This window comes from Cryobacterium sp. TMT2-15-1, from assembly GCF_004402345.1.
Classification (GTDB): Bacteria; Actinomycetota; Actinomycetes; order Actinomycetales; family Microbacteriaceae; genus Cryobacterium; species Cryobacterium sandaracinum.
This window is the reverse complement of sequence record NZ_SOGD01000029.1, coordinates 297,665-318,525: the sequence shown is the minus strand read 5'-3', so window position 1 is coordinate 318,525 and position 20,861 is coordinate 297,665. Positions and strand designations below refer to the sequence as shown.

The 20,861-nt window shown below is 68.5% G+C and carries 17 protein-coding genes; 6 read left to right on the top strand and 11 right to left on the bottom strand.

What is annotated here, in order from left to right:
* Positions 1–91 precede the first annotated feature (91 nt).
* From E3O62_RS07905 to E3O62_RS07885, 5 genes are all read right to left on the bottom strand, one after another.
* A complete protein-coding gene (locus E3O62_RS07905; protein WP_134394947.1) occupies positions 92–295 on the bottom strand; it encodes a hypothetical protein in 204 nt (67 codons plus the stop codon).
* A 144-nt stretch (positions 296–439) separates the two neighbouring features.
* Entirely contained in the window at positions 440–814 is a 375-nt protein-coding gene (locus tag E3O62_RS07900) for a DUF488 domain-containing protein (protein WP_134398066.1), read from the bottom strand.
* Between the two features lie 50 nt (positions 815–864).
* Positions 865–2,895, bottom strand: a complete 2,031-nt coding sequence (locus E3O62_RS07895) for a thioredoxin domain-containing protein (RefSeq protein ID WP_134398065.1) — start codon at positions 2,893–2,895, stop codon at positions 865–867.
* A gap of 81 nt (positions 2,896–2,976) precedes the next feature.
* Positions 2,977–3,660, bottom strand: coding sequence for a nicotinamide riboside transporter PnuC (pnuC, locus tag E3O62_RS07890; protein ID WP_134394950.1), 684 nt, complete (start codon positions 3,658–3,660; stop codon positions 2,977–2,979).
* 136 nt (positions 3,661–3,796) lie between these two features.
* Positions 3,797–4,576: a metalloregulator ArsR/SmtB family transcription factor gene (locus E3O62_RS07885; RefSeq protein WP_134398064.1), complete on the bottom strand. Its 780-nt coding sequence runs from the start codon at positions 4,574–4,576 to the stop codon at positions 3,797–3,799.
* Between the two features lie 121 nt (positions 4,577–4,697).
* Here E3O62_RS07885 and hrpA point away from each other — a divergent pair, with 121 nt between their 5' ends.
* From hrpA to E3O62_RS07870, 3 genes are all read left to right on the top strand, one after another.
* The gene (hrpA, locus tag E3O62_RS07880) at positions 4,698–8,609 is read left to right on the top strand and encodes an ATP-dependent RNA helicase HrpA (protein ID WP_134398063.1); all 3,912 of its coding nucleotides are present in this window, start codon (positions 4,698–4,700) and stop codon (positions 8,607–8,609) included.
* A gap of 224 nt (positions 8,610–8,833) precedes the next feature.
* The gene (locus tag E3O62_RS07875; RefSeq protein ID WP_134398062.1) at positions 8,834–10,333 is read left to right on the top strand and encodes an HNH endonuclease signature motif containing protein; all 1,500 of its coding nucleotides are present in this window, start codon (positions 8,834–8,836) and stop codon (positions 10,331–10,333) included.
* Positions 10,334–10,488: 155 nt separating this feature from the next.
* Positions 10,489–11,499, top strand: a complete 1,011-nt coding sequence (locus E3O62_RS07870; RefSeq protein WP_104099560.1) for an aldo/keto reductase family protein — start codon at positions 10,489–10,491, stop codon at positions 11,497–11,499.
* A gap of 167 nt (positions 11,500–11,666) precedes the next feature.
* Here E3O62_RS07870 and E3O62_RS07865 read toward each other — a convergent pair whose 3' ends face one another.
* The 4 genes from E3O62_RS07865 to E3O62_RS07850 form a co-directional block, all read right to left on the bottom strand.
* Positions 11,667–12,467 carry an amino acid ABC transporter ATP-binding protein gene (locus tag E3O62_RS07865; protein WP_370448410.1) on the bottom strand — a complete coding sequence of 267 codons (801 nt, stop codon included), beginning with the start codon at positions 12,465–12,467 and terminating at the stop codon, positions 11,667–11,669.
* Complete coding sequence (locus tag E3O62_RS07860) at positions 12,464–13,498, bottom strand: amino acid ABC transporter permease (RefSeq protein WP_134397107.1); 1,035 nt, start codon at positions 13,496–13,498, stop codon at positions 12,464–12,466. The genes E3O62_RS07865 and E3O62_RS07860 overlap by 4 nt, the downstream gene beginning before the upstream one ends.
* 3 nt (positions 13,499–13,501) lie before the next feature.
* Positions 13,502–14,401 carry an ABC transporter substrate-binding protein gene (locus E3O62_RS07855; RefSeq protein WP_134397106.1) on the bottom strand — a complete coding sequence of 300 codons (900 nt, stop codon included), beginning with the start codon at positions 14,399–14,401 and terminating at the stop codon, positions 13,502–13,504.
* Positions 14,402–14,563: 162 nt separating this feature from the next.
* Positions 14,564–15,460, bottom strand: coding sequence for a sulfurtransferase (locus tag E3O62_RS07850; protein WP_134398061.1), 897 nt, complete (start codon positions 15,458–15,460; stop codon positions 14,564–14,566).
* A gap of 37 nt (positions 15,461–15,497) precedes the next feature.
* Here E3O62_RS07850 and E3O62_RS07845 point away from each other — a divergent pair, with 37 nt between their 5' ends.
* Together E3O62_RS07845 and E3O62_RS07840 are read left to right on the top strand one after the other, a co-directional pair.
* Positions 15,498–16,706, top strand: coding sequence for an MFS transporter (locus tag E3O62_RS07845; RefSeq protein ID WP_134398060.1), 1,209 nt, complete (start codon positions 15,498–15,500; stop codon positions 16,704–16,706).
* A 114-nt stretch (positions 16,707–16,820) separates the two neighbouring features.
* Entirely contained in the window at positions 16,821–17,645 is an 825-nt protein-coding gene (locus E3O62_RS07840) for an aldo/keto reductase (protein ID WP_134398059.1), read from the top strand.
* A 276-nt stretch (positions 17,646–17,921) separates the two neighbouring features.
* Here E3O62_RS07840 and E3O62_RS07835 read toward each other — a convergent pair whose 3' ends face one another.
* Positions 17,922–18,914 (bottom strand): aldo/keto reductase, encoded by a 993-nt coding sequence (locus tag E3O62_RS07835; protein WP_134394957.1) that lies wholly within the window; start codon positions 18,912–18,914, stop codon positions 17,922–17,924.
* The gene (locus E3O62_RS07830) at positions 18,869–19,816 is read right to left on the bottom strand and encodes an alpha/beta fold hydrolase (RefSeq protein WP_134394958.1); all 948 of its coding nucleotides are present in this window, start codon (positions 19,814–19,816) and stop codon (positions 18,869–18,871) included. The genes E3O62_RS07835 and E3O62_RS07830 overlap by 46 nt, the downstream gene beginning before the upstream one ends.
* 137 nt (positions 19,817–19,953) lie before the next feature.
* Here E3O62_RS07830 and E3O62_RS07825 point away from each other — a divergent pair, with 137 nt between their 5' ends.
* Positions 19,954–20,859 (top strand): DUF4349 domain-containing protein, encoded by a 906-nt coding sequence (locus E3O62_RS07825; protein WP_134394959.1) that lies wholly within the window; start codon positions 19,954–19,956, stop codon positions 20,857–20,859.
* Positions 20,860–20,861: the final 2 nt, after the last annotated feature.

Here is a 20,861-nt window from a genome sequence, read left to right as displayed (position 1 = left end):
GGGAGAGTGCGTCCGTTGATGCCGGACAGCAACGACCGGTTCAGAGACCGGAGCGAAGCAGCCGGCGGAACGCGGTGGCGCCGCTCCTATTCTACGTCTTCTGCGTCCCCCGCTCGCCGCGGTGACGGGACCGCCCGGTGATCGCGGTCGAGCTTGTGCGCAGGCTCTCCTCGTCGTGGCCGACGGCTGTCAGCCAGGAGGTACCGAACGCCAGGCGGGAGTACCCGATCGCGCCGACGACCATGCTGGACGCGGTCGCCAGGAGTCCGGCCCCGATGGTGATTTCGGGGACCATCGCCGGAGTCCGTCCGGTCGTCCGCGCCGACCGGTGAGGTCGGCTGGTATGAGGTCACCGGCTTGAGGATACCGGCTTGAAGTCACCGGCTTGAGGTCGCTGCGGAGGCCGGACGGCCGGCGCGATTTCCGCTCAGGTGCCGGGTCAGGCCTTGTCGATCAGATAGTCGGCCAGGATCCGGGCGTGGTTCACCATCGGGTCCCGAGCACCGTAGAGCAGCGTGGTTGTCGTTCGCGTCTCCTCGTCGCGGGCGATGAGCGTGCGGAGTTCCTGCACGGCCGCCGTCGTCTCGGGCGCGGTGTCGAGTTCGGCCCGGTAGCGCACCGCGAACTCGTCCAGCCGGGCCCGGTCGTGGTTCCACCACCGGCGCAGGTCCGGGCTGGGCGCGATCTGCTTGAGCCAGGCGTCGAGCCGGGCTCCCTTCTTCGAGACGCCGCGCGGCCACAGCCGGTCGACCAGAACCCGGGTCCCGTCGGTCGCGGAAAGTTCGTCGTAGACCCGCTTGATCTGTATACCCATCTGTCCATTCTGTTCCCGGCGCGGCCACCGGCCGACCAGTCTCCGTCCGGTCAGGCCATCGGCAGGTCGGCCGGATCGGTGATGGGCAGGCGGCAGACGAAGTCACGGCAGAGGTAGGCCGTCGGCAGACCCTGGTGTGCGACCCGGTCGCGGAACAGTTCGAAGCCGGCGTCGGCGAAGGCCTGCGCCTGGACCTCGGTGACGGATGCGACGAGCCCGCTCCCGCGTCGGCGCACCGCGTCGAGCAGTGCGGCGGGTTGCTCGGGGGCGGCCGCGTCCGGCCCTGCCCCCGGCCCGACCACGTCCGCCCCGACCACCACGAGTTGTTCCACGGGGCCGGTCAGAATGCCGGACAGTCGCAGGGCCGCCCCGAAGGCGAGCGGGCGTTCGAGCGCGCGCTCGGCCAGGGCCGCCATCGCGGCAACGGCGGCCGCGCGGTAGCGGTCGTCGCCGGTCAGCAGGTAGAGCAGGTTCGCCGCCTCTGCGGTCGCCGTGATCCCGGACGGATAGGCCCCCTCCGACGGGTCGACGTCCAGGGCGAGTCCCTGCGCGGCAAGCACCGGGTCGGGCCCGTCGGGAGCGCGAAACGGCATCCCGCCGGCGTTAGTGCCGGGAGTGACAGTGCCGGCGGTGGCGGCGTCGGTGGGAGCACTGGTGCCGGGAGTGCCGGTGCCAGGGATGTCGGTGCCAGGGATGTCGGCGGCGGGCGGTACCGTTTTGGCATCCGTTCCCCCCAGCGTGCCGTCGATGAGCCGGCGCGCGGCCGCGGCATAGCGCACCTCGCCCGTGGCCAGAGCAAGCTCGAGGAGACCCTGTGCACACATCCCGAAGTCCTCCAGGGTGGCCTGAGCGGCAGACGTGCGCCCCGCGATGGAGGCCCGCACGAGGCTTCCGTCCCGGCGCAGGTGACGCGTGAGCAGGTAGTCGGCGGCCCTCGCGGCCGCCGTCGTGAGGTCAGGATCAGCGAGGGCGAACCCGGCGCGGGCCAGGGCTCTGATGGCAAGGCCGTTCCAGCCGGTGAGCACCTTTTCATCGAGCGCGGGAGGCTCCTCCTGCAGCCGGGCGTCCTCGTCCAGGGTGTAGTAGACGCCTTCGACGCGGCGACCGGCAACGGTGCTCTCGGAGTCCTGCGCGCTGGCGAACCCGCCGCCGGGCAGGCGCAGCACGGTCGTGAGGAACCCGGCGACACCCTCGGCGACCGTCTGCGCCCATTTCTCGCCGGTGAGCTGCCAGGCCTGGGTGTAGAGGTCGAGCAGCTGCGCGTTGTCGTAGAGCATCCGCTCGTAGTGCGGGTCGCTCCAGTCCCGGTTCACGGCGTAGCGGAAGAAACCGCCCTCCACCGGGTCGCGCAGGGGCGAGGCACCCATGCGCTTCAGGGTGCGCAGGGCGAGGGCCTGCGCTTCCGGAGCCTGGCCCACGGCGCCCGGCCGGCCGAGCAGAAACCCCAGCACCGGCGCTACGGGAAACTTGGGCGCGCCACCGAATCCGCCGAAGCGGGGGTCTTCCAGGCCCACGAGTTCGACCTGGACCCGGTCGAGCGCGGCGGAGCTCGGTAGCGCTCCGCCGTCACCCCGCTGCACGGCGGCGGCCGCGAGCGCCTCGGCGACGAGGGACGCGCTTGCGGTGACCTCGGCGCGGCGGTTCGTCCAGGCATCCGTCACCGCTTCGAGCACCTGCCGGAACGACGGATGCCCCGGCAACGGCAGCGGCGGAAAGTAGGTGCCGGCGTAGAAGGCCTGCCCGTCGGGGGTTACGAACACGTTGAGCGGCCAGCCGAGCCCGCCCACGAAGGCGCTGGCCGCGGCGAGGTAGCTGGCGTCGACCTCGGGATGCTCCTCCCGGTCGACCTTGATGCTCACGAAGTGCCCGTTCAGGTAATCGGCGAGTTCCGGGTCGCTAAAGCTCTCCCGGGCCATGACGTGGCACCAGTGGCAGGTCGAGTAGCCGATCGAGACGAGCACGGGCAGATCGCGCAGCCGAGCCTCCACGAAGGCCTCCGAACCCCAGCCGTACCAGGCAACGGGATTGTCGGCGTGCGAGCGCAGATAGGGGCTGATTGCGTCGACGAGGTGGTTGGACATGCCTCCATTGTGCCGCTGTCCCCGGCCGGACGCTCCCTGCATCTTTCTTCAACGAACCTGAGCGGAGCAGGTCAGGGCAGGTCAGAGCCGGGCGGCCGCCAGGTCGACGGCGAGGGTTCTGCGGGCGCGGCGCTGCACGCGCATCCAGACGAAGAAGCCGGCGAGGGTGAACGCGCCGTAGAAGATGTAGAGGATGGCCGAGGCGTAGTAGCCGGCGCTGAGCAGCAACGGCACCCCGACGATGTCGACCACCACCCAGATCAGCCAGAACTCGGTCCAGCCCTTCGCCATGCCGTACGTGGCCAGCAACGAGCCGGTGAAGATCCAGGCATCGGCCCAGACGGGCTCGAACGAGCCGAGCGCACGGAAGACCGGCGTGAGCACCAGGGTGCCCGCGACGAGCCCGAGTCCGAGCAGGATGCGCGCGCGAGCACCGGCCCAGTGCGGGGCCACGGCAGCCTGCGCGCTCCCCCGACGATGGGTGGACCACTGGACCCAGCCGAAGATCGACACGACGATGAACATGATCTGCCGCCCGGCCTGGCCGAGCAGATTGATCGGGTTGGGCGTGCCGAACACGGCGCCGAGGAACACCGTGAACAGCAGCACGTTGCCCGCGATTCCGATCGGCCAGGCCCACACCTTACGGCGCATCCCGCCGACGGCGCTCAGGATGCCGAAGGCGTTGCCGATGATCTCGCGCCAGAGAATGGTCTGGGTTCCGATCTGCAGCTGTGCGTCGAAAAGCCACTCGATCGGGTTCATCCGTCATCTTCCTCGCCGGGCGGTTCCCGCCCTCCCCAACTTAACCCTCCTCCCGGGCCGTTATTCCCAGTGGCGGCAGGGCAAAGCGAGACGGCGCGAGGCGGAGCGCGTCAGTTCACGTCGTCGGGCTGCGAGCTCACTCGGCCGGCGGACTCGGCTCGGCCCACTCTCTTCCGAGGTGCAAATGGCACAGCTCGGGACCCACGAACGGGCGCAGCCCGACCTGGTCCGGGTCGTGGCCGAGCTCGCGGGCGACCCCGCGCACGAGGCCCAGGTGCACCGAGCAGATGACGTCGGGGGCGTCCCGCGCATCGGCGCGAAACGGGCAGGCCAGCAGGGTGATCAGCGGGGCGGAAACGTCGGCGACACCGTCGGAGGCACCGTCGGAGGCACCGTCGGAGGCACCGGCGTCCGCCGCGGACTCGGCTTCCGCAACCGGAACCGGCTCCACCGCCGAAACCAGCTCCGGATCGAAGCCGAGCCGGTCGAGGATACTCAGCAGCGGCGCGATGCCCTCTGCGGCGCTCCCCCGCAGCTCGTCGGCGTAGCTCTCGGCCCAGGTCTCACCGGCGCGGATCGCCCGGGCCCGCCCGCTGTCGGCGTCCTCGGCGAGCGCGGTGGCCAGCACCCGGCTCAGATCGTGCTGGGCACCGCCTTCCCGGGCGGCGGGTCCAGCGGTGAAGAGGATTCGCGGGCGGCCACGCGTTCCCGCGCGCCCGACGGCGCGCCGGATCAGGTCGGCGTTCTCGAGCTGATCGAGATGGAATCGGGCGGTCGTCACGTGCAGCCCGATGCGCGCCGCGACCGCGGCGGCGTCGAGCGGGGTGGCCGATCCCATCAGGAGGTCGAGCACCTGGCGGCGCGCGTCGGAGGCAAGGGCGGCGTGCCGGTCCCCCGTCCCTTCGTCGTTGATCATTCTTTGATGCTAACATCATGCGGTTAAAAACGCGCCGATACAACCACAGCCGTCGGGCCGATCACCAGGCGAACCCGGGCAGCATCCGTCGTTCACCGCGAGGTCATACGATGGAAGGCTCATGATCCCCGTCGAAGTCACCTTCCCGCCCGAGCTTCCGGTCAGCCAGCGCCGGGAGGACATCGCGCGCGCCATCCGTGACAACCAGGTGGTCATCGTCGCCGGCGCGACGGGTTCCGGCAAGACCACCCAGCTGCCGAAGATCTGCCTCGAGCTGGGCCGGGAGAACATCGGCCACACGCAGCCCCGCCGTCTCGCCGCGCGCACGATCGCTGAACGCATCGCCGAGGAGCTCGGACAGGAGGTCGGCCAGACGGTCGGCTACCAGGTGCGGTTCACCGACCAAGTCGGCCCGGACACCCGCATCAAGCTGATGACCGACGGCATCCTGCTCAACGAGATGCATCGCGACCGTCTGCTGCGAAAGTACGACACGATCATCATCGACGAGGCGCACGAGCGCAGCCTCAACATTGACTTCCTGCTCGGCTACCTGCGGCAGCTGCTGCCGCAGCGCCCCGACCTCAAGCTCATCATCACGTCCGCGACGATCGACCCGCAGAGCTTCGCCGAGCATTTCGCCACGCCCGACGGCACGCCGGCCCCGATCATCGAGGTCTCCGGGCGAACCTACCCGGTGGAGATCCGCTACCGGCCGTTGGTCGCCGAGGCGATGGACGGGGACGACGACGACACGACGGATGCCGCGCCCACGGTGGACAGGGACTACATCGAGGGAATCTCCGCCGCGCTCGATGAACTCGAACGGGAGTCCAGCGGCGACGTTCTGGTCTTCCTCAGCGGTGAGACCGAGATTCGGGACGCCGCGGACGCCCTGCAGGGCAAGTACGCCTCCTCGGGGCGCACCAGCCCCACCGAGATCCTGCCGCTGTACGGGCGGCTCTCCTCCGCCGACCAGCACAAGGTGTTCCAGCCGTCGAAGGTCGCCGGCGTGCGACGCCGCATCGTGCTGGCGACAAACGTGGCCGAGACCAGCCTGACCGTGCCGGGCATCCGCTACGTCATCGACGCCGGGACCGCCCGGATCAGCCGGTACAGCGTGCGCTCGAAGGTGCAGCGGCTGCCGATCGAGGCCATCTCGCAGGCCTCCGCGAACCAGCGCTCGGGCCGAAGCGGCCGCACCAGCGACGGTATCGCCATTCGCCTCTATTCGGAGGAGGACTTCACCCGCCGGCCCGAGTACACCGAGCCGGAGGTACTGCGCACGAACCTGGCCGCGGTCATCCTGCAGATGATCTCGCTGGGCCTCGGCGACATCGCCGCGTTCCCGTTCCTCACCCCGCCCGACTCGCGCGGCATCAAGGACGGCCTCGACCTGCTCGCCGAGCTCGGCGCGGTGGCTGCTGTCACCGCCGGCCACAAATCCGGCATCTCCAAGCCCGGTATCTCCAAGCCCGGCATCTCCACACTGACCCGCATCGGCCAACAGCTCGCAAAGCTGCCCATCGATCCTCGGTTCGGACGAATGGTGATCGAGTCGAAGACGCAGGCGGTGAGCCGCGAGGTGATGGTGATCGTCTCCGGGCTCACCATCCAGGACCCGCGCGAACGGCCCCTCGAGCGCCGCGCGCAGGCCGACCAGCAGCACGCCCGGTTCACCGACCCGACGAGCGACTTCCTGAGCCTGCTGAACCTCTGGAACTACCTCGAAACGCAGCAGAAGGAGCTCGGTTCCAGCGCCTTCCGACGCCTCTGCAAGAACGAGTTCCTCAACTATCTGCGCGTGCGCGAATGGCAGGACGTGTACAAGCAGTTGCGCCAGATGGCCAAGCCGCTCGGTCTGCACATCGGGGACCCCAGCGTGAATCCCGATGGGATCCACCGTTCGCTCCTCGCCGGTCTGCTTTCCCACATCGGTCTCAAGGACACCGCCAAGAAGGACTACATCGGCGCGCGCCAGCAGCGTTTCGTGATCTTCCCGGGCTCGGCGCTGGCGAAGAAGCAACCGAACGCCGTGATGAGCGCGGAACTGGTCGAGACCAGCCGCCTGTTCGCCCGGATGAACGCGGTCGTCGACCCCGCGTGGGCCGAGCCGCTCGCCGGCGACCTCTGCAAGCGCAGCTACTCCGAGCCGCACTGGGAGAAGAAGCAGGGCGCGGTCGTCGCCTACGAGCGGGTCACCCTGTACGGGGTGCCGATCGTGCCGCGCCGCCGGATCCAGTTTTCCCGGGTCGACCCGGCGTACGCTCGCGACCTCTTCATCCGGCACGCGCTCGTCGAGGGCGAATGGGACCTTGACCGAATCGACCAGCGCGTCACGGCCTTCGACCGGGCGAACACGAGCCTGCGCAAGGAACTCGCCGAACTCGAGGAGCGCACGCGGCGCCGCGACATCCTGTTCGACGACGAGGCCGTGTTCGAGTTCTACCAGAAACGCATCCCGGCCGACGTATGCTCGTCGCGCACGTTCGAAACCTGGTGGCGCCAGGCGCGCACCCAAACGCCCGATCTGCTCACGATGACCGCCGAGGCACTGGTGCCCGAGGACGCGCCGGAGATCGACGAGGCCGTGTTCCCGCCGATCTGGCGCCAGGGCGACCAGAAGTTCGCGCTCGGCTACCGGTTCGAGCCCGGCGCGGACGACGACGGCGTGACCGTGCAGATCCCGCTGGCCCTGCTCGCGAGGCTCTCTCCCACCGGCTTCGACTGGCAGGTACCGGGCCTGCGCGCCGACCTGGTGACCGCACTGATCAAGTCGCTGCCGAAGAGCATCCGTCGCAACGTGGTGCCGGCGGGGGACTGGGCCAAGCGACTGCTGAACGAGTTGCCGCCGGCGCCGGGCGAGGTCTCGGTCGGGGTGTCGGGCCTGGGCGAAGCCACCCGCGGGTCCATGTTCGACCGCGACGATGTCCCCTTCACCGAGACGCTCGCCGCCCTGATCCAGAAGCTCACCTACGTGTCCGTGAAGGCGAACGACTTCGAGCTGGTCCGGGTTCCGGCCCACCTCCGCATGACGTTCCGCGTGGTCGATGAACGCGGTCGCCCGATCGCCTCCGGAAAGGACCTCCTCGAGCTGCAGCGCCGGCTCGGCACCCAAGCCCGCGAGAGCGTGGCCGCGGCATCCGCTGCCACCCCCACCAACGCGATCGAGCGCTCCGGCCTCACCACCTGGGACTTCCCCGAGCTGCCCAGGTTCCTCGACACCAAACAGGGCGACAACACCATCCGCGGTTACCCGACCCTCGTCGACGAGGGCACCTCGGTGGCGATCCGCATGATGAGCACGGAGGCCGAACAGGCCCGCACCCTGCCCGGCGGGGTGCGCCGACTGCTGCTACTCGCCACGCCCTCCCCGGTGGCCTACGTGCAGCAGCACCTCACGGGGGCCGAGAAGCTCAGCCTGGCCACCAGCCCGTACCGCAGCACCCAGGCGCTGTTTGACGACTGCCTCGCGGCGAGCGTCGACGACGTGCTGTTCCGGGTGAAGCCGGGCGGTCAGGTGTTCATGCGCGCCGAGTTCGACACCATCCGCGACCGGGTGTCCGGCGTGGTGATGGACTCCATGTTCGACACGGTGGGCCTCGTCGCCCGCATCCTCGCCGCCGCGCGCGTCGCCGACAAGGCGCTCAAAGCCTCCACCAGCATGGCCCTGCTGCCGGCCCTGACGGATGCCCGCGCGCAGCTGGCCGGGCTCGTCTACCCCGGTTTCGTGAGCGCCACCGGCCTCGTGCAGCTGCGGCACCTGCCACGCTACTTGGCCGGCATCACCGCCCGCATCGTGAAGCTCGGCGACAATCCCAGCCGCGACCGGGTCTGGATGAACGAGAGCCAGGCAGCCACCGGACGGTTCGAGGATGCCGGCGGCAGGATCCCCTTGCAGGCGAACGCGGCCGCCAATCTGGTGCGCGGGCGCTGGCTGATCGAGGAGCTGCGGATCAGCCTCTTCGCCCAGGAGCTCAAGGCCGCCGAGCCCGTGTCCCTGCAGCGGATCCACAAGGCCCTGACCGGCTGAGGTCTCCGTCGTTCTCGGTATCCGGCACCACTGCGCTGGATCAGCGGTAGCCCACCTGCCCGAAGTCAGCGTTGAGATGGTCCTCCAAACGATCCCTCATCGATACGGTTCCGGGCGGGGCTCCTAGCGGGGCTCCATTAGGAGGCGTATATAACTACGATATATCTCTAGTTTTTTCTAGGCTAGCATGGTTTATTTGTTCACAATGAGGTAAACTCGGGTTTGTGACCAACCTCCTGGAACACCCCGAAGCGGATGCCGCGCACGGCCTGTCCGCGGCGGCTCGGGCGGTCGCGGAGCTGCATGCTCTCGCGGCGGGGCTCGGGGAATCCCTGCGGTGCTCGGCGGTGCGCGGCTTCGACGACGACGGCCTCCTGCAGGTGACCACGGCGGTCGAGGTCCTCGGCCGGCAGGTCGACTCGCTGCGGGTGGCGGTGGCGGGCGAGGTCACGGACCGGTGCCGGCCCGAGCTCGGCACCGGGCAGCTCTCGGCGAAGCGGGACTGCCGCACCGCCGGAGAACTACTCGAACGTCTGACGCTCGTCTCCGGGCCGACCGCGGGGCGACGGATGCGGTTGGGCAGGCAGCTGCGCACCGGCCGTTCCCTGGGTGGCGAACCGCTGCCGCCCACCTTCCCCGCCACGGCCATCGGCCTGGCCACCGGGGCGATCGGCGTCGACACGGCCGACGCGATCCTCACCGCGTTGACGCCGACGCTGCGGTGCACCGACCTGGAATCGGTACAGGCCACCGAGAGCGAGCTGGTCGCCTCGGCCACCGGCACCAGCTCCGAAACCCCGGTGCCGGCGTCGGCGGATGAGATCCGGTTGCAGGGTGCGGTCTGGAGGGCCGTGCTCGCACCCGACGAGTCCCGGCCCGACGACCACGCCCTGATGGTGCGCGGGATCCGGCTCGGCCGCGAACGCGACGGCATCGTGCCGGTCTCGGGGGCGTTGATGCCCGAGATCGCGGGCAAGCTCCGCCGCCTCTTCGACGCGTACCTGTCGCCGAAGAGCGCCCCGGTCGCCTTCCACCAGGAAGAAGCAGCCGACCGAGAGGCAGAACGGGAGCAGGCGCCGCACGAGCGGGACGACCGCACGCCCGACCAGCGGCGCCACGACGTGCTCGCCGTGCTCGCCGTGCTCGCCGTGATCCTCGACGTCGCCTCCCGGGCCCGGGAGGCCCCGACCATCGGCGGCGCCCCGGCCACGGTCCTGGTCAGTGTGCGGGAACAGGACCTGAACGCGGACTTCAGTCAGGGCCGCGGCGTCGGCTGGATCGACGGCGTCGACACCCCGATCTCGATCAGCGCCGTCACAGACCTGATCAGCACCGGCGGACAACAGAAAGTCGTCATCACCGACGAGGGCCGCATCATCGCCCTCGGCTCACCCGAACGGTGCTTCACCGCCGCGCAACGCCGGACGATCCAACTCCGCGACGGCACCAGCATCATCCCCGGCTGCAAAATCCCGGCCGGGATGACCGAGATCCACCACGCGATCCCGCACTCCGAGGGCGGACCGACGCACACCGACAACGGCGTCTGTCTCTGCTGGTGGCACCACCGCTACCTCGCCGCCTCCGGCTGGAACATCCGCATGCTGCACGGCGCCGCGCAGATCATGGCACCACCCTGGCTCGAGACCGGGGCCCGCAAATGGCGGAACGTGACCAAGTCCCGCACCCGGATGCCGGACGCGGTCGAACGGAAGAACAGATAGGGGGTCCCTGGCCCCCGGTCCCTGGTCTCGACATGCTCGATATGCTCGACAGGCTCGACAGGCTCGACATGCTCGACAGGCTCGACCAGCGTCGGGGGAACCTTGGCCAGGGCGGGTCGCCAGGGGCTCGACAGACATCCGCTTAGGCTGTAGGCATGGAATTCCGCTATCTCGGTTCATCAGGCCTGAAAATCTCCGAAATCACCTACGGCAACTGGCTCACCCACGGTTCGCAGGTCGAGAACGACATCGCCACGCAGTGCGTGCATGCCGCGCTCGACGTGGGGATCACCAGCTTCGACACCGCCGACGTCTACGCCAACACGAAGGCGGAGTCCGTTCTCGGCGACGCTCTCAAGGGCCACCGCCGCGAAAGCCTCGAGATCTTCACCAAGGTCTATTGGCCGACCGGCCCGCGCGGCCACAACGACGTCGGGCTGTCCCGCAAGCACATCATGGAGTCGATCAACGGTTCTCTGACCCGGCTGCAGACCGACTACGTCGACCTTTATCAGGCCCATCGCTTCGACACCGAGACCCCACTGGAGGAGACGATGCAGGCCTTCGCCGACATCGTTCGGCAGGGCAAGGCGCTCTATATCGGCGTCAGCGAGTGGACCGCCGCGCAGCTGCGAGCCGGCCACGCCCTCTCCCAGGAGTTGGGCTTCAGCCTGATCTCGAGCCAGCCGCAGTACTCGATGCTGTGGCGCGTCATCGAAGACGAGGTCGTGCCGACTTCGCGCGAGCTCGGCGTCGGCCAGATCGTCTGGTCCCCCGTGGCCCAGGGTGTGCTCACCGGCAAGTACAAGGCAGGCCAGGCCCCGCCGGCCGGCTCGCGCGCCACCGACCTCAAGGGCGGCGCCGACATGATCAGCCGCTTCATGAACGACGACGTGCTCACCCGGGTGCAGAAGCTTGAGCCGATCGCCGCCGACCTCAACCTGTCGATGGCGCAACTGGCTGTGGCCTGGGTGTTGCAGAACGACAACGTCTCGGCAGCCCTCGTCGGAGCTTCCCGCCCCGAGCAGGTGCGCGAGAACGTCGAGGCCGCGGGAGTGAAGATCCCGGCCGAGAGCATGAGGCAGATCGACGAGGTACTCGGCGACGTCGTGGAGCACGATTCCGCGATGACCGCGGCTACCGCACCGCAGAGCCGCCCGGCGTAGGGCAGACTCGGCGTCACACTGATCGGCCCGAACGAGAATCGCCGTTCGTACCGAGAGTCGCCGCCACGGCGGGGACTCTCGGTACAAACGGCGACGGTCGCTGCGGTGTTCCTAGAGCAACATTCCTAGAGCACCGTTTCTAGAGCACCGTTTCTAGAGCACCGTTTCTAGAGCACCTTCGACAGAAACGCCTGCGTGCGGCGGTGCTGCGGGTTCGTCAGGATCTCGTCCGGGTCGCCCGCTTCGACGACCACACCGCCGTCCATGAAGACGAGCGAGTCGGCGACCTCCTTGGCGAAGCCCATCTCGTGGGTGACCACGATCATGGTCATGCCCGATTTGGCCAGACCCTTCATCACGTCGAGCACCTCGCCCACGAGCTCAGGGTCGAGCGCGCTGGTCGGCTCGTCGAAGAGCATGAGCTTGGGTTCCATCGCGAGTGCGCGGGCGATCGCCACCCGCTGCTGCTGCCCACCCGACAGGTGCGCCGGGTAGTAGTCGGCGCGTTCGGCCAGACCCACCCTGGCCAGCAGATCGAGAGCGCTCCGCTCCACCTGGGCCTTCGGCAGCCCCTTCACCCGGATCGGCGCCTCCATCACATTCTGTAGCGCCGTCATGTGCGGAAACAGGTTGAACCGCTGGAACACCATGCCAATGTCCCGTCGCTGACGGGACGCTTCCTTAGGCGCCATCTCGTAGAGCTTGCCGTTGGTCTCCCGGTAGCCGATCAGCTCGCCGTCGACGCTGAGCCGACCGGCGGAGAGCACCTCGAGGTGGTTGATGCAGCGCAGGAACGTGGACTTGCCCGACCCACTGGGCCCGACCAGGCACATCACCTCGCCACGCTTCACCTCGAGGGAGATGCTCTTGAGCACCTCGTTCGAGCCGAAGCTCTTCGATACCTGCTCGGCCAGAACCATGGGGGGAATCGTGACGGATGCCCCGGCCTGCGTGTTCACGTCGGTCATTTCACGCCTCCGGGGTTGGCTGGTGGATCGTTCTCGCGCGGCGGTGCGATCACCGACGGCTGCCCGGAACCGATGACGGGGACGACCCCGGTGAGGGTTCCCGTTCCGGTGCCGACGGCATCCTTGCGATCCGGCTGCCGGTCGCCCACGCCGCGGGCGAACCGCTTTTCGAGGAAGTACTGGCCGACCATCAGGATGGACGTGAAGAACAGATACCAGATCGAGGCCACGATCAAAAGCGGGATCGGGTTGAACGTCTCCGCGGAAATATCCCGCGACCGGGTGAACAGCTCGAAGCTGAACGGCACGGCGGTGACGAGCGACGTGGTCTTCAGCATCGAAATGACCTCGTTGCCCGTCGGCGGGATGATCACGCGCATCGATTGCGGCAGGATCACCCGCGTCATGGTCTGCGACCAGCTCATTCCGAGCGCCGTCGCAGCCTCCTCCTGGCCGCTGTCCACGGCCAGGAGGCCGGCGCGCACGATTTCAGCCATGTAGGCCGCTTCGTTCAGGGCCAGCCCGATGATGGCGATGGTGAACGTGCTCAGTGCCGCGTTGGTCGAGAAGGACACCCACGGGTCCATGAACGGGATACCGATGTCGATGCTCGAGTAGATCAGCGAGATCAGACCCCAGATCGTCAGCTGCACGTAGACCGGGGTGCCACGGAAGATCCACAGGTAGAACCAGGCCAGGCTCTTCACCACGGGGTTGGGCGAGAGCCGCATGACGGCCAGGATCACCCCGAGGACGATCGCGATGACCATGGAGTACACGGTCAGCTGCAGGGTCACGACGGCCGCCTGCGAGATGCGGCGGTCGAAGAGGTACTTGCCGACGGCGGGCCAGTCGTAGGCCGGCCGGAGCGCGGCGTCGACGACGATGGAGACGAAGACCACCACGAGCAGAATGGCGAACACCATCCTCCACGGATGCCGCAGCTTGATGGCCTTGATCGGCACTGATGGGGCCGGTTCCGCGGGCGGGCGGGTTGCCCCGCCCGCTTTCGGTGGAGTCGTGGTGCTCATACGTTATCCGTTCGACGCGGCGTTGATCGTGATCGTCTCGATCGCACCATCCGCGACGCCCCACTCGTCGAGGATGTCACCGTAGGTGCCGTCGTCGACCATGGACTGCAGCGCAGCCTGCACGGCCTTGGTCAGCTCGGAGTCCTTGGCGACCACGATGCCATAGGGCGCCACGTCGAAGGTCTCTCCGGCCGGCTGCAGCTTGCCCTCGGTCTGGGCGATCGCGTAGAGAGTGACGGGCGAGTCGGCGCTGAGCGCGTCGGCCTGCCCCAGCACGACCGCGTTGGTGGCCTGGTCCTGGGTGTCGTACTTCAGCTTGTCGATCGCCGGCTTGCCGGCCGCGACGCAGGCGTCACTCTTGGCCGGCACTTCGTCGGTGTCCTCATACGTGGTGGCCTGCACGGCGACCTTCAGCCCGCAGGCGTTGTCCGGGTCGACGTCGTTGCCGACGGCCGAAGCCCACTGGATACCGGCGACGAAATAGTTGACGAAGTCGACCTGCTTCTCCCGCTCGACGTTGTCGGTGAAGGAGGACACGCCGATATCGGCCTTGCCGCCGGTCACGCTCGGAATGATGTTGTCGAATTTCGCGACCTGGAATTCCGGCTCCAAGCCGAGCTTGGCTGCGACGGCCTCAGCGATCTCGATGCCCCAGCCGATCGGCTCACCGGCTTCGTTCTTGAACTCGTTGGGAGCGTAGGTCGGGTCGGTCCCGATGACGAGCGTGCCGGAGTCGGCGACCTCGGAGGGAAGCATCGCGGCGGCGGCGTCGTCCACGGCGATCTCGCTGGCGGAGGAGTCGGCCGTCGCTCCGCCCGTGGTGTCCGTGGAGTTGTCCACGCAGCCGGTGAGCAGGAGTGCCGTGACGGCGGCGAGAGCCGGGAGCAGGTATTGAGCGCGCATTGCGTAACCTTTTTCGTGGTTGTCGGATGTGTCTGGTTCGTCTTTGAGGTCCGTTAACGGAATTCGACAAAAGCGAGCATATAACAGCACGCTCACGCGGATTCCGTGCGCAGATAACGTTTTGGGCCAGCCCTACTGAGCGTGGACAGGCTTCCCCGTGTCTCAGTATGACCGGAAGCGTGTTTCGCGCGGATTTCGCGCCCGCGGGTCGCCCGTCGCGACCGGGCGGCCCGGCAGGTTGGACCATTGCGACCACGAGCCGGGGTAGAGCGCCGGTGAGAACCCGGCGATGGCCAGAGCGGCCGCCTCGTGCGCGGCGGTGACGCCGGAGCCGCAGTAGACGCCCACCGTGCCGCCCGCCGTGACTCCGAGCGCCTCGAACCGGGCGCGCAGTTCGGCGGCCGGGAGGAAACGCCCGTCGAGGGTGAGGTTGTCGGCCGTGGGCGCGCTGATCGCGCCGGGGATGTGGCCGGCACGAGGATCGACCGGCTCCGTGTCACCGCAGTAGCGCTCCGCAGCGCGGGCGTCGAGGAGCGCGCCGGTCTGCGCGAGCGCGGCGGCGGCATCCGTGTCGAGCACAGGCAGCACCCCGTCGGAGAGGGTGATCGTGCCCGGACGGACCGTTTCCGCGCTCAGCTCTGTTGCGGCCAGTCCGCCGGCCGCGAGCGGCAGGCCGGCAGTGCGCCAGGCGGCGAGCGACCCGTCGAGAAGCAGCACGTCGCGCACCCCGGCGTGACGCAGCAGCCACCAGGCACGGGCTGCCGTCATCCCGCCCAGGTCGTCGTAGACCACGACCGTGTCGCCGTCACGAAGCCCCCAGCGGCGCGCGGCTGCCTGCAGGGTCGCACGGGTGGGCAACGGATGCCGCCCGTCGGCCGGTTCGCCGGGCCGGGCCAACTCGGTCTCCAGGTCGACGTACACGGCGCCGGGGATGTGGCCGGCCCGGTATTCGTCCGGCCCGGGCGGGCCACCCAGCTTCCAGCGCACGTCCAGCACCCGAACGTCGCTTCGGCACTCGAGCATGGCTGCCAATTCGTCGGCCGTGATCAGTATTCGCACGCGCTCACGCTACCTCGGCGGACGTAGACTTGAGTAAGTGAGCAGCTATTGGACCCTTCTGAAGACTCCGGGCGTTGCTCGCGTCATCGCGGCACAGCTGACCGCTCGGTTCCCCTTCGGGATGCTGTCGCTCGCGTTCCTGATCCACATCGAGCAGGTCTTCGACTCCTACGGCGCCGCCGGCCTCGTGCTGGGCGCCATGAGCATCGGCCAGGCCGTCGCCGGGCCACTCACCAGCCGCCTGATGGGCCGCTGGGGCATGCGTCCGGTGATCACGGCCACCCTCGTCGTCTGCGCGACCTCCATCGTGACAATGGCTCTGGTCAGCATGCCCATTTACGTTCTGATGGCCGTGGGGCTCATCGCCGGGTTGTCCACACCGCCGATTCAGCCGGCCGTGCGCACCATTTACCCGAAGATCGTCAACTCCCGCCAGCTCACGCCGCTGTTCTCGCTCGACGCGTCGGCCCAGGAGATCATCTGGGTGCTGGGCCCGGTAATTGCCACGTTCGTGGCCATCCAGGTCAGCCCGGTCGCCGGCATCCTGCTCGCCGCCATCTTCCTCATCGGCGGCGGCGTCTGGTTTCTGGTGCTGCCCGAGGTCGGCCGGGTGCGCATCCCCCGTAGCCGCCGCAAACTCGGCGTCGTTCTCAGACGCCCGGCGGTCATGCTCAGCACCATCGTCGGCTTCATGCTGGTAGCCGCCTGCGCCTCCGTCGAGGCGGGTGTGGTGGCCGCGTTCGGGCACGGCAGCGCGGACTCGGGCTGGGTGCTCGGCATCTTCGCTCTCGGCTCGCTGATCGGCGGGCTCGCCCTCGGCCACGCCCCGATCGGCCCTTGGGCGTTGGCCGCACGGATGCTCATCGTCACCGTCGGCCTCGGTCTCGCCACCCTTGGGCTCAGCTTCTGGTGGCTGGCAGCCACCCTGCTGCTGGCGGGAATCGGAATCGCGCCGGCCTTCGCCGTCCTCTTCGGCATCGTGTCCGCGAGCGTCAAGTTCAGTGACACCGCGGAGGCCTACGGCTGGGTGGGCACCGGCCAGCTGATGGGCGCCGCCCTGGGTTCCGCCATCGCCGGTTTCATGATCGACCAGAGCGGCGCCACGGCGGCCATCGCGGTCGCGGCCGGCTTCGCGGGCCTCGGCACGATCATCCCCGCGCTCGGCCGGCGTTGGCACCCCGACCTCCGCGGCCGCGATGCGAGCCCGCTCCCCGACACCGCACCGATCCAGGTGCAGGTCTCCTAGCCGCCATCGCTCATCGCGCGGTGAACCGTCACCATCGCGGGGTTGAGCGTCGCGCGCACCCCTATATCGTGTCGGTTCACGCCTCGGCGCAGGAGGACGAGGTTAGATGGGAGGATGACGCTTTCACCGGTACTTCCCCTGCATGACGGACACGGTATCCCCCAGCTCGGGCTCGGCGTGTACAAGATCGCGGATGCCGCGGCGGCCGACGCTGTTCAGGTCGCCCTGGAGGCCGGTTACCGCCACATCGACACCGCGGCGCTCTACGACAACGAGACCGGCGTCGGCCAGGGCGTCGCCCGCTCCGGCCTGCCCCGTGAGGACGTGTTCGTCACCACGAAGGTCTGGAACGACCAGCACGGCTACGACACGACCCTGCGCGCCTTCGACGTGAGCCTCGGCAAACTCGGCTTCGACTACGTCGACCTCTATCTGATCCACTGGCCCGCACCCCGCCAGAACCGCTTCGTCGACACCTGGCGCGCCCTCGAGACGCTGCGCGCCTCTGGCCGCGCCCGGTCGATCGGGGTGTCCAATTTCCAGCCGCACCACCTGGACCGCCTGCTGGCCGAAACGGATGTCGTTCCGGTCATCAACCAGGTGGAGCTGCACCCGTGGCTGCAGCAGTCCACCGTGCGCGAGTACGACGCGGCCCACGGCATCCTCACCGAGGCCTGGTCGCCGTTGGCCCGCGGCCGCGCGATCGGCAACGAGACCCTCGACGCCATCGGCGCCCGGCACGGCAAGACGGCCGCACAGGTGGTCATCCGCTGGCACCTCGAGCTGGGCAATGTGGTGATTCCGAAGTCGGTGACACCGGTGCGCATCCGGGAAAACTTCGACGTCTTCGACTTCACACTCACCGCCGGCGACCATGCCGCGATCGCCGCCATCGACGCCGGCCAGCGCACCGGCAAAGATCCCGACGACCTGGACTGAATCTCAGCTCGACCCGGATCGGTGCCCGCGGGTCGCGCTCAGGACCCTGCGTCCCTCTCCCGCGCCCCTCTCCCGCGCCTCTGACGAATTCGACGGAGATTTTGGCTGAATCCCGCCCAAACGACACGAAAACCGGCTTCAACCCAAAAATCTCCGTCGAATTGGTTCGCCGGAGCCGCAGTGCCTTGCGACAATGCCGCCTCCACAGGTCCGCGCGAGAGTCCCCGTTCCGGTCGAGAGCGACCCGCGGAACGGGCACTCCCGACCGGACAGGTGCTACCAGCGGCGGTGGATCTGGTCGCGCAGCATCCGGTCGTAGATATCCTGCACGCCCTCATTGAACCCGACGCTGAGCGGGGCGACCGAACCGGCAGCGGCGTTGCCGCGAGCCTGCTGCACCGATCGGGCCCCGGGGATGACCGAGCTGATGCCGTCAATCTGGGCGACCCAGGCCAGCGCGGCCTGCGCGGGCGTGAGCTCCTCGGTCAGGGAACCCACGAGCGCCGCGAACTCCGCGGCGGCTGCCAGACCGGTCTCATAGTCCACACCGGAGAAGGTCTCGCCGACGTCGAAGGCGCTGCCGTCGCGGTTGTAGTTGCGGTGGTCGTTCGCAGCGAAGGTTGTCTCCCGGGTGTATTTTCCGGTCAGCAGGCCGCTCGCCAACGGAACGCGGGCGATGATGCCCACACCGGCGGCGCGCGCGGCCGGCACGACGGCCTCGAGCGGCTTCAGCCTGAACGCATTCAAGATTATCTGCACGCTGGCCAGGCCGGGCCGTTGGATGGCTGCGAGAGCCTGGTCGCAGGTCTCGACGCTCACCCCGTAGCCGGCGATGGCGCCCTCGGCGACGAGTGTGTCAAGCGCGTCGTAGACCTCGTCGGATTCGATCACGTCGCTCGGCGGGCAGTGCAGCTGCACGAGGTGCAGGGTGTCCATGCCGAGGTTCGTGCGGGACCGGTCGGTCCAAGCCCGGAAGTTGGCGAGCGTATAGTTCTCGGCGAGCTGGTCGACCCGTCGGCCCATCTTGGTGGCCACGGTGATGCCGGCGGCGGCGCTGCCGGCCAGGAATCGACCGATGATCTGCTCGCTGCGGCCGTCGCCGTAGACGTCGGCGGTGTCGAAGAAGGTGACGCCGGCGTCGACGGATGCCGCGAGCACCGCGGTCGCGTCGGCCTCCGACACGTCACCCCAGTCCGCTCCCAGCTGCCAAGTGCCCAGCCCGATCACGGAGACGGTTCGGCCGGTTTTTCCGAGGGTTCGTGTGTCCATTTCTCCAGCCTAGCCACGGAAGCTATAGCGGAAGCAGCGACCGACGGGGCAGCATCCCCGGACAAGGCCCCAGCCCCGACATTGTCGTCCGCGTCGATGACCCGGGCCAGTGCCCGGGCGAGCCGCGGACGGATGAGATGGTCGTTCGCTTCGACGCGGTGCATGGTGACGTGGCGCATCCGTTCGATCACCGTCATGGAGCCGGTCGCGATGAAGGCGTCCAGCACACCGTAGACCACGTCGACCGGCACCTGCACGGCCGCGATGTCGCTGACCACGGTCTGCGATTCGATGCAGTGCTCCAGCGATTTCACGAACGGGGTCCAGTTGCGCTCCGTCAGCTCGAAGATGCCCTTCGGCAGCAGTCGTGCGATGATGGCCGCGTTCGCGAGAGTGAACTCCTTGTTCAGCCGCAGGAAGTCGTAGGCGCGCAGGTAGGCGTTCACCCGGGCCCGCACCCAACGGTCACCGATGTCGGTCGGCGACAGGTAGACCGGCGGCCCCACGAGCACCACCCGGGACACCTGGGTTCGACGGGACGCGCGGGTGCGGGGCATCGCCGTCATCCGCGCCGCGATCAGGCTGCCGAGGGAGTGGCCCACCAGGATGAACGGCTCGCGGAGCTTCAGCGACCGGATCGTGGTGGCCAGGGCCTCGACGTGGTCCTCGAGCCGGTACTCGCACCCCTCGGGGATCGGCGATTCGCCGAAACCCAGGATGTCGACGGCGATGACCCGGTGCCTGGGCACAAGCAGTGGCACCAGTTCCCGGAACGTTTCCGAGGAGGAGGCGATGCCGTGCACGAGGATCACGACCGGACCGGTTCCCTCATCGATCGCGATATGCAGCAGCGGCGGGCGTGACCAGCCGAACCGTTCGCAGAGGGTCGCCCACCAGGTCATGGTTCCAGTATCGCCGTGAACGGCGTTCCCGATCCATTCGGCGACCGGTGTAGGCGGCACATGCACGCGACGCGCGCACCGCATGCCGAGACTCGATTGTGATCCAGAGCGGGCGACAGCGGTCGTACAGTGGGGCCATGAAGCGTTTACCCGCGATCGCCGCGGTACTCCTCAGTACACTGCTGCTGGCCGGATGCTCCGTGCCCGGCGTTTCCACCGACTCCGGCGGCTCCGCCACGTCCCCGGGCCTCGCCGAACCGGGCGTCGTCAATCCGGGGACCGTCACACCCGGCGCCGAACCCGGCGCCCCAGGCGAGTCTCTCGACTCGCGCACCTTCCCGGACGGCAGCACGGGCGAAATCGCCTCCAGCCAGCGCGACGTGATCACCACAGGGATGGTGTCGATCACCGTGAAGGACCCGATCGCATCCGTGCAGGATGCCGTCACCATCACCGAGCAGGCCGGTGGTCGGATCGACAGCCGCACCGAGAACCCCGCCACCGGCAACCAGCCGGCGAGCGCGAACCTCACCCTGCGCATCCCCTCGGATGAGCTCGACCGCACGCTGGCGGAGCTGAAGCAGCTCGGCACCGTCAACTTCGTGTCGCTCAACGCCTCGGACATCACTCAGCAGACCCAGGACCTCGATGCCCGGATCACCTCGCTGCAAACCTCGGTCGACCGGTTACTTGCCCTGATGACGAGCGCCACGAACACGACCGACCTGATCGCCGTCGAGAACGCGCTGGCCGAGCGGCAGAGCGAGCTCGAGGGGTTGCAGGCGCAGCGGGACTACCTGTCCGACCAGGTCGATTTCTCGACCATCACGCTCGACCTGTACTCGACCGGCACAGTGGATCCCGGCACCCCGGACGACTTCTGGGATGCCATCGCGGCCGGCTGGAACGCCCTCCTGACAGCCCTCGGTACCGCGATCGTGGCCATCGGCTTCGCGCTGCCCTGGCTGCTCGCTCTCGGACTGGTCGCAGCAATCGTCTACCTGGTGATCCGGTTGGCACGCAAGCGGCGCACGCCTGCGTAAAC

Bases quoted from the DNA above. Each gene is read 5' to 3' on its own strand.
- E3O62_RS07905 (WP_134394947.1), bottom strand. From the start codon at position 295: ATGGTCCCCGAAATCACCATCGGGGCCGGACTCCTGGCGACCGCGTCC.
- E3O62_RS07900 (WP_134398066.1), bottom strand. From the start codon at position 814: ATGGGTATACAGATCAAGCGGGTCTACGACGAACTTTCCGCGACCGAC.
- E3O62_RS07895 (WP_134398065.1), bottom strand. From the start codon at position 2,895: ATGTCCAACCACCTCGTCGACGCAATCAGCCCCTATCTGCGCTCGCAC.
- pnuC (WP_134394950.1), bottom strand. From the start codon at position 3,660: ATGAACCCGATCGAGTGGCTTTTCGACGCACAGCTGCAGATCGGAACC.
- E3O62_RS07885 (WP_134398064.1), bottom strand. From the start codon at position 4,576: ATGATCAACGACGAAGGGACGGGGGACCGGCACGCCGCCCTTGCCTCC.
- hrpA (WP_134398063.1), top strand. From the start codon at position 4,698: ATGATCCCCGTCGAAGTCACCTTCCCGCCCGAGCTTCCGGTCAGCCAG.
- E3O62_RS07870 (WP_104099560.1), top strand. From the start codon at position 10,489: ATGGAATTCCGCTATCTCGGTTCATCAGGCCTGAAAATCTCCGAAATC.
- E3O62_RS07865 (WP_370448410.1), bottom strand. From the start codon at position 12,467: ATGACCGACGTGAACACGCAGGCCGGGGCATCCGTCACGATTCCCCCC.
- E3O62_RS07860 (WP_134397107.1), bottom strand. From the start codon at position 13,498: ATGAGCACCACGACTCCACCGAAAGCGGGCGGGGCAACCCGCCCGCCC.
- E3O62_RS07855 (WP_134397106.1), bottom strand. From the start codon at position 14,401: ATGCGCGCTCAATACCTGCTCCCGGCTCTCGCCGCCGTCACGGCACTC.
- E3O62_RS07840 (WP_134398059.1), top strand. From the start codon at position 16,821: ATGACGCTTTCACCGGTACTTCCCCTGCATGACGGACACGGTATCCCC.
- E3O62_RS07835 (WP_134394957.1), bottom strand. From the start codon at position 18,914: ATGGACACACGAACCCTCGGAAAAACCGGCCGAACCGTCTCCGTGATC.
- E3O62_RS07830 (WP_134394958.1), bottom strand. From the start codon at position 19,816: ATGACCTGGTGGGCGACCCTCTGCGAACGGTTCGGCTGGTCACGCCCG.
- E3O62_RS07825 (WP_134394959.1), top strand. From the start codon at position 19,954: ATGAAGCGTTTACCCGCGATCGCCGCGGTACTCCTCAGTACACTGCTG.